At 46.3% G+C, this 13,192-nt stretch carries 8 protein-coding genes and 1 tRNA gene; 2 read left to right on the top strand and 7 right to left on the bottom strand.

The window, feature by feature from the left end:
- Positions 1 to 527: 527 nt before the first annotated feature.
- The 6 genes from ACU37H_RS16000 to ACU37H_RS15975 form a co-directional block, all read right to left on the bottom strand.
- Positions 528 to 1,556, bottom strand: a complete 1,029-nt coding sequence (locus ACU37H_RS16000) for a FecR family protein (protein WP_472705234.1) — start codon at positions 1,554 to 1,556, stop codon at positions 528 to 530.
- An 85-nt stretch (positions 1,557 to 1,641) separates the two neighbouring features.
- Positions 1,642 to 2,214: an RNA polymerase sigma factor gene (locus tag ACU37H_RS15995; RefSeq protein ID WP_472705236.1), complete on the bottom strand. Its 573-nt coding sequence runs from the start codon at positions 2,212 to 2,214 to the stop codon at positions 1,642 to 1,644.
- A 675-nt stretch (positions 2,215 to 2,889) separates the two neighbouring features.
- A tRNA-Leu gene (locus tag ACU37H_RS15990) sits at positions 2,890 to 2,975 on the bottom strand.
- Positions 2,976 to 3,123: 148 nt separating this feature from the next.
- Positions 3,124 to 4,917, bottom strand: a complete 1,794-nt coding sequence (lepA, locus tag ACU37H_RS15985) for a translation elongation factor 4 (RefSeq protein ID WP_472705238.1) — start codon at positions 4,915 to 4,917, stop codon at positions 3,124 to 3,126.
- A 158-nt stretch (positions 4,918 to 5,075) separates the two neighbouring features.
- Positions 5,076 to 6,326, bottom strand: a complete 1,251-nt coding sequence (locus ACU37H_RS15980) for a RagB/SusD family nutrient uptake outer membrane protein (RefSeq protein WP_472705239.1) — start codon at positions 6,324 to 6,326, stop codon at positions 5,076 to 5,078.
- A 32-nt stretch (positions 6,327 to 6,358) separates the two neighbouring features.
- Entirely contained in the window at positions 6,359 to 9,202 is a 2,844-nt protein-coding gene (locus tag ACU37H_RS15975; protein WP_472705241.1) for a TonB-dependent receptor domain-containing protein, read from the bottom strand.
- Positions 9,203 to 9,668: 466 nt separating this feature from the next.
- Here ACU37H_RS15975 and ACU37H_RS15970 point away from each other — a divergent pair, with 466 nt between their 5' ends.
- Both ACU37H_RS15970 and ACU37H_RS15965 read left to right on the top strand, forming a co-directional pair.
- Positions 9,669 to 10,706, top strand: a complete 1,038-nt coding sequence (locus tag ACU37H_RS15970; protein WP_472705243.1) for a nucleoid-associated protein — start codon at positions 9,669 to 9,671, stop codon at positions 10,704 to 10,706.
- 45 nt (positions 10,707 to 10,751) lie between these two features.
- Positions 10,752 to 11,924 (top strand): sialidase family protein, encoded by a 1,173-nt coding sequence (locus ACU37H_RS15965; protein ID WP_472705245.1) that lies wholly within the window; start codon positions 10,752 to 10,754, stop codon positions 11,922 to 11,924.
- A 122-nt stretch (positions 11,925 to 12,046) separates the two neighbouring features.
- On the opposite strand, the gene ACU37H_RS15960 is transcribed toward ACU37H_RS15965, so the two are convergent.
- On the bottom strand, positions 12,047 to 13,180 hold the full coding sequence (locus ACU37H_RS15960; protein ID WP_472705247.1) for a redoxin domain-containing protein: 1,134 nt from the start codon (positions 13,178 to 13,180) through the stop codon (positions 12,047 to 12,049).
- Positions 13,181 to 13,192: the final 12 nt, after the last annotated feature.

Below are 13,192 nucleotides of genomic sequence, written 5' to 3'. Positions count from 1 at the left end.
TTAATTTTGATACTGTCCTGTTAATAAAGACGAATGATTAGCTTGAAGAGTACTATTGATAAAATAATATTTTTCGAAATCAGCTTAACTTTACAACGTTTATCTTTCTTCTCGCTTTTCCAAGAAGTTTTTATAATATCATACCAAACCATTCCGTGTCAATCAATTTTCGAACAGGAATAATAAACCAACTGTTACTCAGGAAAATCTATTGGCAACATGCGCCACTGGCAACAGATCTTTAACTGCATCTATTAACGCATCCCGTACGTATCATAAAGAGATTTTCTTTTTCCTTCTTTGCCAATCGCCTGGACCATAATATTATTGGGATGCCCGGTAAATCTGTCGAATCCATATCATCTTTAGCACCTCAAAGAAAATATGTCAAGGCTACTTTAATAACATCCTAATCTTTTTACAGCTTGTTTCAACCAGGCATTAGTAATCACTTTTTTTCTGGATTACCATGTAATACCCCAAATCGAAAATTTTTAGTGAAAGAAGCCAGTCAAGCATATTTCATCTTAATCACAGCCTTCTCCGTTTATCTCTATGGCACTGGTTCCGCTTTTTCGCCATTGGGCGTTGCTTATAGCGCATAAAATATCAAGGCAATCGTCTAAAGATTTATGGGTAACATCTGCTGTAAAGCGGCACTGCTTCAGCTTGTCATTTTTAATATTTATTTCGACGCCGTATCTATCGAATATTGTTTTGGCAGCCGTAGCCCAGCCTTCGTTTTTAAAAACCAGATCTTGTCTAACCCATTTACTTACCGAATCTACATCTACATATTTCGTATGCACGGGCATCTCTTCTTTTAGTGATTTATCAATTGCCAGATAGTGGCCTGGTGTTAATGTTCCCAATGCTTTACGATTGGGACTTTCTTCCACCTTTACTTTACCGCGGGCCACTGCCACTTCCAGCTTGTTCTTTGTCCCATTCACATTAAAAGCCGTTCCTAATACTTTAATGCTATACTCGCCCGAATGAACAATAAAGGGCCGCTCAGCATTGTGGGCTACATCAAAATAAGCCTCGCCTTTCAATCGGACCGATCTTACTTTTTCTTTTAAAAAAGAAACCGAGTCGAAATACAAAGCGCTGTTTTTTCTGAGCGTCACCTCGGTACCATCAGGCAGCGTTAATACACGGGTATCTGTTTGCGTAGCTGTCACAGCCTGTGTTCTGAATTGAAAAGCGTCATCGCTGCTTAAAGTCGATGTGTAAAAAAGATATCCGGAAAAAAGCAGAGCAATAATAGCTGCTGCTGCCATCATTTTTTTAAGCTCAATGACTCGCCTCCCGGTATTCTTTTTTTTATTTTGAATTTTGTCATACAGCCTGCTATATACTCCTTCCCATTGTTCGGGGCTCAAGTTGATGTCATTATGCCGGGACTGCCATGTTTCAGCCATGCCAATGGACAGCCGTTCTTCATCCGTAAGCTCGGCCATTAATGACCAAAACTCCCTTAATTCGGCAGAGGTACAGTCTCCTGCAATATATTTCCTGAAAAGCTGTTCGAGCCTGTAAGGACTGGATGACATAATTATTTATTTGTAGCTATAAAGACGATCGATTTGAATAGATAGTACTACTCAGGAAAAATTTCTTAAAACAAGTTTTGGAGCTTTATGAAGATAGTGAAGCCAGAAAAGTCAACCAGCAGGTTTCAATCCAGTATTTATTTTTAACTGACTCTAATAACTTCAGCGTGTGGGAGATAGTGTTTTTTACGGTTTGCGAAGAAATATCAAGCTTATCAGAAATCTCTTTATGCGAAAGCCCGTCTACCCGGCTTAGCGTCAGTATATATTTTCTCTGTGGGGACAGATCGCCAAGTACCTTTTCAGTCAATTCTTTATATTCAAACTGATTGTAAGAAGCTTCGACAGACTTGGGCAGATTTTTACTAATCAGTCTCTGTATTTCTTTGTCTCTTGCAGCTTTCTTTAGAAAATCCAACGCCTTTCTTTTGGAAATGACAAATAGAAAGCCTTCCATATTACTGACTTCAGGCAAAGTCTCTCTTCTTTGCCAAATCTTTAAAAATACATCTATGGTAATCTCTTCTGCTATCTGCGGTGCCTTCACTATTAAAAACACAAAATGGTATACTTTTTCCCGGTACATTTTAAAAAAACGATCGAAGGCTGCTTCACTGCCTTTAGATAAAAGTTCACATAAATTGCTATCGCTTCTCATTTTTATAGACATCAGCTTGGTCAATATATCAACAAGTCAACATAATAAATTTAAATAAATTTTTATACAAAAGCCGTACAATCGTTTGCGCAATTTTGTCGCTACGGCAATGCAAAAGGTCTTTATTTATAAGAAAAGTGTGCTTGAGTTGGATACCCAAGCACACTGATACAAATTATACATACTCACTGCATTTTAAAGGTGATAAAACGCAGTTGCGCAATTAATGCCGAAATCGCCAGAGTGATGTCGCTTTTGTCTACAGTGAAAAATAACGGAAGAAACCGGCTAAAGAATTTAGTTGCATAGAAATGCATATACCTGACAATACTGACAGCTTAGCATCTCCATTTGTCAACCGTATGACAACAGAGCTTTCTCCAAAAATGTTGTACAGGAAAATTCAACGACTCAAAGCATGCTTGCAGGATGGCGATAAAAAATAAACGACTAAACCTTGCCTTGCGGACAGATGTGTCAAATCTCGTCTCAAATAGTCAGAAGTTGCTTCAGAAGAGTGCCGAAGGCGGCTAAATTGTGCCCGTTGTGTGCTGGCAGGAATCCGGTAATTTCCGTGTGTCATTAAGAGCGAAAACAGGCGTAAAAAAGCGACACTTTTTGACACACGACAAAACAAAAAAAGGCTGTAAATAATCATTTACAACCTTTTAATCGTGCCCGAGACTGGATTCGAACCAGCACGCCGTGTTACCAGCACTACCACCTCAAAGTAGCGTGTCTACCAATTTCACCACCCGGGCTTTGAAATTTTCTTTCTGATTCCTATTTATAAGAACTTTAAGGCCTGCAAATGTAGGCAAAGAATTAATCCAAATCACTGATATGACTGAAAAATTGTTCGATAGTACAGGACAAACCTTAACTATCATTCAACCCTCTTCCACCTTCCTATTCATCCAGCTTCAACACAGCCAGGAACGCTTCCTGTGGTACTTCCACGTTACCGATCTGGCGCATGCGCTTTTTACCTTCCTTCTGTTTTTCTAACAATTTACGTTTACGGCTGATATCCCCTCCATAACATTTAGCAGTTACATCTTTCCGCATCGCGGAGATGTTTTCCCGCGCCACGATCTTGGCGCCTATCGCTGCCTGGATGGCAATCTGGAACTGCTGACGCGGCAGCAACTCTTTCAGCTTTTCGCAGAGCTTACGGCCAAACTCATGGGCCCGGCTGCGGTGGATCAGCGCACTTAAGGCATCCACCTTCTCACTGTTGAGCAGGATATCCATCTTCGCGATATCACTTTGACGATACTCCATCGGGTGGTAATCGAAAGAAGCATATCCGCGGGTCTGGGATTTCAATTTATCATAGAAATCAAATACGATCTCGGTCAGCGGCATTTCAAACACCAGCTCCACGCGTGTGGTGGTCAGGTAACTTTGGTTCACCAGTATACCGCGTTTGCCGAGGCACAAGGTCATGATATTACCGATGTATTCGGGCTTGGTAATGATCTGCGCTTTGATAAAAGGTTCTTCAATGCGATCGGTCTTTACAGGATCGGGGAATTCTGACGGATTGTTGACGATCACCTTTTCTCCTTTCGTCGTGTAAGCGATAAAGCTTACGTTGGGAACGGTGGTGATCACCGTTTGGTTAAACTCCCGCTCAAGGCGCTCCTGGATGATCTCCATGTGGAGCATGCCTAAAAAGCCGCATCGGAAGCCAAAGCCTAACGCCTGCGAGGTTTCCAGCTCGAAGGTCAGCGAAGCATCGTTCAGCTGCAGCTTATCCATGCAATCGCGCAGCTCTTCAAACTCATCTGTATTCACCGGGTAGATCCCCGCGAATACCATGGGTTTTACTTCTTCAAAACCTTTGATCATCATGGGCGTCGGGTTGCTGGCCAGCGTGATCGTGTCCCCCACTTTTACTTCCTTGGCATTTTTGATCCCCGTAATGATATAGCCTACATCACCGGCGCGAATCTCTTTCTTCTCGGTCATTTTCAGTTTCAAAATACCAATCTCATCCGCTTCATATTCCTGCCCGGTGCTTACAAATTTTACTTTATCGCCTTTCTTGATTGTGCCGTTCAGGATCCTGTAATACACGATAATGCCCCTGAAGCTGTTGAAAACGCTGTCAAAGATCAGGGCCTGCAATGGTGCGCTTTCATCACCTTTAGGTGCCGGAATCCGGTCCACGATCGCTTCGAGCACTTCTTCGATACCCAGGCCGGTCCTACCGCTCGCCAGCAAGATATCTTCGGGCTTGCAGCCGATCAGGTCGATGATCTGGTCTTTCACCTCTTCGATCATAGCACCGTCCATATCGATCTTATTGATCACCGGAATGATCTCCAGGTCATTATCGATCGCCAGGTACAGGTTGCTGATCGTTTGTGCCTGTATGCCCTGCGTTGCATCCACCAGCAGCAGCGCGCCTTCGCAGGCGGCCAGTGCCCGGCTCACCTCGTAGCTGAAATCCACGTGGCCCGGCGTGTCGATCAGGTTCAGCGTATAATCTTCCCCTGCCTTCGACCGGTAATTGATCTGGATCGCATGGCTCTTGATCGTGATGCCCTTTTCCCGCTCCAGGTCCATATCATCCAGAACCTGGTCCATCATCTCCCGATCACTGATCGTATTGGTTGATTGCAGCAGCCTGTCAGCCAGGGTACTTTTACCATGATCGATATGCGCAATAATGCAAAAATTCCTAATATTCTTCATTGTCAAAACCCACTTTGGGGCGTGCAAAGGTACAGGAAATTACAATGTGAGGCCACCGCCCGCTCAGTTATTTGATCGCCCCCCGGGATCGTCACATCGGCATTGCCTTGCATCCCGACGGTTCAAAACCCTTTGTATTCAGTGGGTAAAGCATTCGTTTACTTGTTCTGCGTCGTTTCGATCTCTGGCACACCGATCCATTGCCACTTTCTTTGGGTAAACCCGGGTTTCAGGTCTCCATCTATCTTAAATCTTCTAAGGTCTATTAAACGGGTGCCTCTCCACGACAGAAACATGCGGCGGATCGCTATTATATCCTGGAGGGAGAGTGCCTTATCCGACGACCAGTTTGAGGCTCCTGAAGGATCATATTTTATGATCACGGAATTCACCAGGTCCGTTGCAGTGCCTGCAATCAACCCTCTTACCACCAGTTCTGCACGGATCAATTGCATCTCGTCAAAATCACTGACAATTAAGGGATCCCGCTCATTAAACAATGTAAGCGACCAGTGTCCTTTGGACGCTTTGACCACAGGATTTCTCGCTTTTTCTGCGGTGGTTTTCAGCGCATTGACGAATGCCGGTTCCACAGCAGCATCTCTTGAATTAATATTTAGCGCGCTAAAAAACCCGTTGCTGGTGTTTCCGACCGTGTTCAGAAAGATAAAACGCTCTGTCGGGCTGAAGGAGGCGCCCACATGTTGCGCGGCCAACGAATAGTTGCCGGTATGTATTCCTTGTTTAGCCAATAAAGCATGTAACAATCGCTGATATACGTCTGAGGCCAGCGGAAGAGCCTCCTGCCAGTAAGCCTGCGCTTTTGCGTAAGCCTCCTGGTGGCTCACCACCCGTTGGTTCACATAAATCTGGTGGTCGCTGTTAGTGATACTGAAATAATCTGCCATCAGCATCCATGCATAACCCGCATGCAATTTAGCGTACATCAACGCCTCTTTTTTCACCTGCTCCTGGTCTTTACCGGTAGCTTGTATGCCCTCCGCGATCGTTATCGCATCTTCTGCCCGCGCGCGGTAGTTCTGAACGTTGGACCAGATGTTGAAAAGAGACGTGTTGTCCGGGCTTAGTTTGTCTTCGTCCAGCTCTTTGTAAAAGACCGAATTGGGGACAGCCGTCGCAGTAATTTCATCTGCAATAGCTCCGGCCGCGACCAAAAGGTTGGACGCTGACGCTGCACCCGCTTTCCATACGCCCGCTATTACGGGGCCATATACATACTGCCCTTTTTCAATTCTGCCCAGCATGTCGATGCTGTAAAGCTGCGATTCATCAATCGTGTTGTCAGGCAATTTGACATCGTTTACCCATTTGTTACAGGCGGACAGGCATAGAAATACTCCTGCCATAAACGCCTTGCTCAACCGTATTTTTGTTTGAATTGACATCATGCTAATAATTTATTGGTCTGTGACAGACCAGGTTAAAATCCAATATTTAAACTAAAGGCGTAGGTCCGGGGCGTGGGCACTGCCGTCCAGTCGGCAGATAAATAGCTGATCCCTCTTGTACGTTTACTGCCTCCCTGCGAGTCGATAAGCGGCTCAGCTCCGCTGTAGGTAGTCGTCAGCCACACATTGTTTGCAGTAAGTGACACGACACAACTCTTTAACAAACCCTTGCTGGCGGCCTTAGCCATACTGCCCAGATCATAAGAAAGAGTCAGGTTGCTCAACCGCAGATAATCGGCTCGTTCCGTAAAATCGCCACGCAATCCTTCGTATTTGGATAACGCTGTAGCAGTTGCCACATAAGCGTCCGTTTTAGGCGTAAGTGTTGCCAGTTCAGCCTTCAGCTCTTCCCTCGCTTTCAGATTAGAGCCCAGCCGTGCGACATTTCGCATAGAAATATTGTAAACGCTTGCGCCGCGGGCGTAGGTAAACAAGGGTTGCAACTTTAACCTTTCAAACAATTGCAGTCCAAAGCCAAATGATCCGTTGTAAGTAGCGAAAGGCTTTCCCAGCACCTGCAGATCACTTTCTTTCGCGCCGGTGTAAACTCCGGATCCGTTGAAAACAGGACCTTCTGAAACAGTCGTATAAAATGAAAATGCCGGCAGCCCTTCCCTGATCAGGTTGGTAAGACTGAGAATATCGCGCCCTCCGGAATTGACAACTTTGTTGGACTGCTGATTATAACTCACGAAAAGATCGAGGCTATGGCGTTTATTATAACTGGTGAAAAGACGCCCGTTATAAGTAACTTCTATACCCTGGCCTTTTATCTGTCCGATATTCTCCGGGTAGTCGCCGCTCAGGCTGGATGGCCACCCAAGCGAAGGGATCAGTGTGGTGTACACAATGGCGTCACGTGTATTTTGCCGGTAATAAGTAAACCCGATGCGCTGCTTGAACAAAGTGATATCGGTTCCGAATTCAAGCTCTCCGGTTCTTTCCGGCCTGATATCAGGATTACCCCTCCGGGATGGGCTTACAACCGTTCCAAAAGAAGAATTCTCTACAAGATAGGCCGTTTGGGCATCATTAGGATAAGGCAACCGCCCTGACTCTCCATAGGCCGCTCTCAGCTTCCAGTCTTCGATCCATCCTCCCATGGCACCCGGCCTGGCTATGTTATAAGCAACACTCAATGTAGGGTACCAGATACTGGCAACATTTCTGCCGATCATATTGGAAACATCCCGACGCAACCCTGCATTGACAAACAATTGATCTTTGTAATTCACAAATGCTTCGCCATATAGCCCATGGGTACGCTTTTCAAAATATGTATCGGTAACATTGAGTATTTCCGCTGCAGCGGCGATATTGCTGATATCGGAAGTAGCGAAATTGCGCACCTCGATACCATTTACCTTTTCTGTCGAGCGGGTGACCTGGGATAGCAATGAAAAGTTGAGCTTCCATTCAGTACCGATCATAAAATTGCGCGATAACTTAAAATCCCAGTTGATATTCTGATTCTTGCGGTCGCTCACCTGTTTATACCCTGTCTTGTTAGTGCCTTGAAGATAGCCGTAAGGAAGATAGTTCAGACCATCGATCCGGTTCAAATCCAGGCCAATCAAGCTTTCTGCCCTGATCTTCAATGGGAAGGTATAGCTCATCTTCACGCTTCCGGTGAAACGATCGTTTCTGTACTCCTTGCGAATGGCACGCCAGCTTTCTTCACTGATAAAGGGCCAGGGAACAGTATCCTTCATCAGGTTCCAGATGGCATCATCCCGCCCAGAAGCAGATTGGGGAATACTTAGTTTCCCGGTCACAAAACCGGTGGTTAACGACAGGCTGAAGCGATCTTTTACCAGATCATATCCCGCACGGAAAGTGTGCCTGTTGTCAGTATTACCGGGAATAATACCGGTGTTTTTATTGGTATTGGCGGAAAAGAAAACGCTGTTGCGCGCATCGAACTGTGCGGACAGGTTGGCATACAGTTGTTGTTGCTGCCCTTTGATAAAAAAGTCGTTCAGTGCGCTGTTATTAACAAACTGATCGTATTTGCGGGCCAGTTCACTGTAGCCATTCGTGTACCTGAAGTTAACGGCGATGCCTTTTTGTTGTTTTGCATTTCTTTTGGTCTTGATGATCACTACTCCGTTTGCGGCTTCCGAACCATAGGAGGCTGTAGCCGCCGGGCCTTTGATCACATCAATAGATTCAATATCATTGAGCGGCAGATCGTTCAGCGCGCTCATAGCTTCCTGCGAAGAGTTAACATCGGAAGTGTTACCACTATGATAACGCACACCATCAATAAAGATCAACGGATCGCGCTCCATGCTGAATGTCGCGACCGACCGTATGTCAAAGCGTATCGGCATCCCCACCTTGCCGTTGGTATTATAGATCTGAGCGCCACTTACCCTGCCGTTCAGCAGGTTGGCCAATGAAGAAGGGTTAGTGGTCGCTACGATGTCCGCGGCGTCTATATGATCCACATTAGCGCCGATGGCCCGCTTACTTCTTGCGTTGGCTAAACTGGCGGTCACCATTATCTCTTTCAATGTCTCAGCCGCCTTCAGGAAAAGCTCCTGCTGACTTCGTGGCACTACCGGATATTGTTTCAATAACAAATTATAACCCGCCATCGTGACGGCCAGGGTGTCTCCCGGTGTTATTTCAATACTGAACCTTCCCTGCCCGTCGCTCATTGTGAAGACTGAAGGCTTGCCACGTACAGAAATATTGGCTCCGGGAATGGGATCCGCTGTTGACTGATCATAAAGAACGCCTTTCAATACCTGGGCCGTCGCAGTCACGCTCAGGCACATGACAATTACTAAAATTGTAACAATTTTACTCATAAACGTCGTTTGGGTTTGATGATGATATCAGATCTGGCATTTCCTGCTTTTTGGTATCAACCATCTAAAGCAATGCACAGTCAGGTCGCCATTCAGACAGCAGGACCGCCGCCTGGATGATGTCGCTTAAAAGCTGATACACTATTGCATATTACATGATAGATGATGTGTGCAGGCTCTTACAAGTAAGCAAAAACTGCCCTTGTAAATGCAGTCTTATATTGTTTGTTTTTGGTTTTTAAAATCTGCCGCGAAAGTATTGTCATTACCGACTTATTTATTTACGAAATGCGGAAATAATTTCCCTGGAACAGCGCGCTCTGCTAATGTCCCTTCCTGGCTTTGATCAGCAACAGGTTAAGTAGCCTATATCATTCAGAAGAAGCAGCCGGCACTTTTATTACCTGAAATTTTGTTCGCCTTAGGATTTTTACGTTTACTTTACGGCCGTTTAATATTAGTACTGATGCAATATTTCGAAGGAGCTTCTATTACCCATATTTGTGTGCATAAGGTTGGCAACCAATCGGAAGATGAATACCTGACGCTTTCTAAAAAAGAGCTGGCGATCGATCCGGAAGTGAAGGACCTGCTTGCCGCTTATTTTATCAAGCCTTTTAAATCGGAGGAATACTTTCAACTATTCCACGATAGCGACCTGGCGCTAAATGAGGTGTACACTTATGTCTCTGCTATTTTTGACAAGCCGGAGCAAACGCTGGCCCAGTCTAAACACCTGGCCCAGCACCTGTATAATCAAAGCACTCATCCGAATATCAAAGGCGGCGAGTTCTACGTTGTGTACTTTAAAGACTGCCTGCTGGATGGCGAAACGCTTGACGCCATCGGCCTTTTCAAATCTGAGAATAAAGAAACGTTTCTGAAAATCTTATTGCAGGAAGATGCTTTTGACATTGAAAGTGAAGAGGGGATCAATATCAACAAACTGGATAAGGGATGTATCATTTATAACACAGAAAAAGAACAAGGCTATATCGTCTCCGTAGTTGATAACACGAACAAATCTGCGGAGGCGCGCTACTGGACAGACGAGTTCCTGCATATCCGTCAACGGCAGGACCAATATTATAATACAGAGAACACCATGACGCTGTATAAGAATTATGTGGTAAAGCAGTTGCCGGAAGAGTACAATGTCACCAAAGCCGATCAGGCCGACCTGCTGAACAGGACCCTGAGCTTCTTTAAAGAAAAGCAGCATTTTGACCAGGAAAGCTTCAACGAGGAAGTGTTGCACCACAAAGAATACATCGACAGCTTCAGCCGCTTCAAACAGGAATATGCCAACGAGCGCGACCTGGAAATTGCGGACAATTTTTCTATCTCACCGGCAGCTGTGAAACGGCAGAACAGAAGCTACAAAAGCGTGATCAAGCTGGATAAAAACTTCCATATCTATATCCACGGCGACCGCAGCCGCATCGAACACGGGGAAGATGAGAAAGGGCGTTTCTATAAGCTGTATTTTCACACAGAAAGCTAGCGGCCCATCGCATTCAACGATCATTTTAAACCCTCGAAACGGATCATGCAAAAGACCTCAACCCTCTTCACCTGCCTGCTGCTGAACGCATTGCTATTGCTGCAGCTGACCATCGCGGCACAACAACAAGTGCCCGTGTTCACTTCGGGAACCGACGGCTACAAGAGCTTCCGGATACCTGCCATCATTTCATTACAAGACGGTTCCCTGCTGGCTTTTGCCGAAGGACGGGTGCATAATGCCGGCGACTTTGGCAACATCGACATTGTCCTGAAAAGAAGTACCGACAAAGGACATACCTGGTCAGCGCTGCAGGTGGTGGTCGACGCCGGTGCGCTGCAAGCGGGCAATCCCGCTCCGGTCGTTGACCTTACAGACCCGGCTTATCCCCGCGGGAGGATCTTCCTGTTTTATAACACCGGCAATAACCATGAAGGATCCGTAAGGAAAGGCGACGGCATCCGGGAAGTGTGGTATACCACTTCGACCGACGGCGGCGCTTCATGGAGCGAGGGTGTCAATATCACCACACAGGTACATCGCCCCCACCAGCCGGCAATCAACCCCGCTTATCGTTTTAAAGAGGATTGGCGCAGTTATGCCAATACACCGGGGCATGCCATGCAGTTCACTTCCGGTGTGTACAAAGGAAGGATCTACGTAGCAGCCAACCATTCGGCGGGTCCGCCGCAGGCGCACTTTAAAGATTACCGCGCGCATGGATTTTATACGGATGACCACGGCGGGCACTTCCGGCTCAGCCCGGATCTGGCGCTTGAAGGCGGCAATGAGAATATGGCTGCTGAGATCAGCGGCGGAAGGCTGATGCTGAACCTGAGGAACCAGCAGGGACATGTGAAAGCGCGTTACGTGGCGATAAGCGCGGATGGCGGCGCCAGCTGGTTGCAACAGGATTTTGATCCTCAGCTCCCGGACCCCGTGTGCCAGGGATCCTTGCTTACGATCGGTCAACACAGAGGAAAACACATCCTCGCCTTCTGCAATCCTGCGGACAGCATTCAGCGAAATCACCTGACGCTGAAGATCAGCCGGGATGACGGAAAACACTGGTGGAAACAGATTCCTGTTTACGAGGCCCACCAAAAAGGAGATGTAGCCGCCTATTCAGATATCGTAAAGATCAGCCGTAAAAAAATAGGGGTACTGTTTGAGAAGGATCAATACCGCGAAATCGTTTTCACTGTGGTTCGCTGGTAAAAAATAAGGGATGATCCGGAAGCGAACATCATTTTCTCAAAGCTACCGGCTGTTGCCGGTGTACCCTGTTGCCTGATGCATGCTGCCTGACCATCCCGGTTTCAGCGTTTGCTGAACAGCTCTTATTTAATCAGCTCTTCCAGTTTCTTTTGCAGCTCTTCACCGCGTACATTTTTAGCGATGATCTTACCGGTTGGATCGAGCAGCAGGTTTTGCGGGATCGCCTGGATGCCGTATTGCTGGGCCACTTCGTTCTGCCAGCCTTTAAGATCTGATACATGCGTCCAGGTCAGTTTGTCTTTGGCGATCGCTTTCAACCAGCTTTCCTTTCCGTCGTCCTCGGCATCATCGAGCGAAATACCCAATACGGTGAAGTTTTTATCTTTGTATTTGTCATACGCCGCTACGACGTTCGGATTCTCCATCCGGCAGGGGCCGCACCAGCTGGCCCAGAAATCAACTAATACATATTTGCCTTTGAACGAGGCTAACGTAACAGGATTTCCTGATGTATCGGCTTGCGAAAACTGAGGCGCCATGGCACCGATGGCTGTTGCTTTGGCTATGTCCAGCTTTTTCGCAAAGCGCTTTCCTGCTGCACTTTGCTTTGCAGCCTCAGACAGCGTGTTAAAGATAGGCTCTACTTTCGCCGGATCGATGTCATATCCCGCGTATTGTCCCAATGCATACAGGGCAATCGGAGAATTCGGATTTTTCTTAAGATAGCTTCCATACACTTCTTCATTCATTTTGGCCTGAAGCGCTTCGTAATCGGCTTCCAGTTTTTCCATGCCGGCCACATCATTACTGGCTTTCAATGCAGGATATTTTTCGCCCAACTCACGCATTTGATCCATAAAAGGTTCAGACGCGGAGCGTAGCTTTACATATTCCGCATGCGCTTTTGATTCTTTCACCTGTACATTAGAAAAAGAGTCGGTGGAGATCACCGTATTATTGCCGGATTGCAAATAGATCTGTGCAACATCCTTTTTTTCCGGACGGGAGCCTCCCTGTGGATCTACCGACAGCAAAGTGATCATTAACGGCATTTCGCCTTCGGCTTTTATTACATAGCTGTTACCGGTCACTTTCACACTATCCCGAACCATGTCATCACCGCTCCGGTACATATAATAAATGCTTTGAATACTGTCGCCCATCTTTTGAAGGGACCCTTTGATGGTAGCGCTTTCGGTTTGCCCGAATGCAAAAGCGGGTATACCGCAAAATAGATATAACAGGATTTTCTTCATATAAAACGATTA

Source organism: Niabella sp. ZPM-14 (assembly GCF_055693045.2).
Note: the sequence above shows the minus strand (reverse complement) of the source record. Positions and strands in the feature narration are given on the sequence as shown.

Coding starts and splice junctions, on each gene's coding strand:
- ACU37H_RS16000 (WP_472705234.1), bottom strand. CDS start 1,556: ATGTCATCCAGTCCTTACAGGCTCGAACAGCTTTTCAGGAAATATATT.
- ACU37H_RS15995 (WP_472705236.1), bottom strand. CDS start 2,214: ATGAGAAGCGATAGCAATTTATGTGAACTTTTATCTAAAGGCAGTGAA.
- lepA (WP_472705238.1), bottom strand. CDS start 4,917: ATGAAGAATATTAGGAATTTTTGCATTATTGCGCATATCGATCATGGT.
- ACU37H_RS15980 (WP_472705239.1), bottom strand. CDS start 6,326: ATGATGTCAATTCAAACAAAAATACGGTTGAGCAAGGCGTTTATGGCA.
- ACU37H_RS15975 (WP_472705241.1), bottom strand. CDS start 9,202: ATGAGTAAAATTGTTACAATTTTAGTAATTGTCATGTGCCTGAGCGTG.
- ACU37H_RS15970 (WP_472705243.1), top strand. CDS start 9,669: ATGCAATATTTCGAAGGAGCTTCTATTACCCATATTTGTGTGCATAAG.
- ACU37H_RS15965 (WP_472705245.1), top strand. CDS start 10,752: ATGCAAAAGACCTCAACCCTCTTCACCTGCCTGCTGCTGAACGCATTG.
- ACU37H_RS15960 (WP_472705247.1), bottom strand. CDS start 13,180: ATGAAGAAAATCCTGTTATATCTATTTTGCGGTATACCCGCTTTTGCA.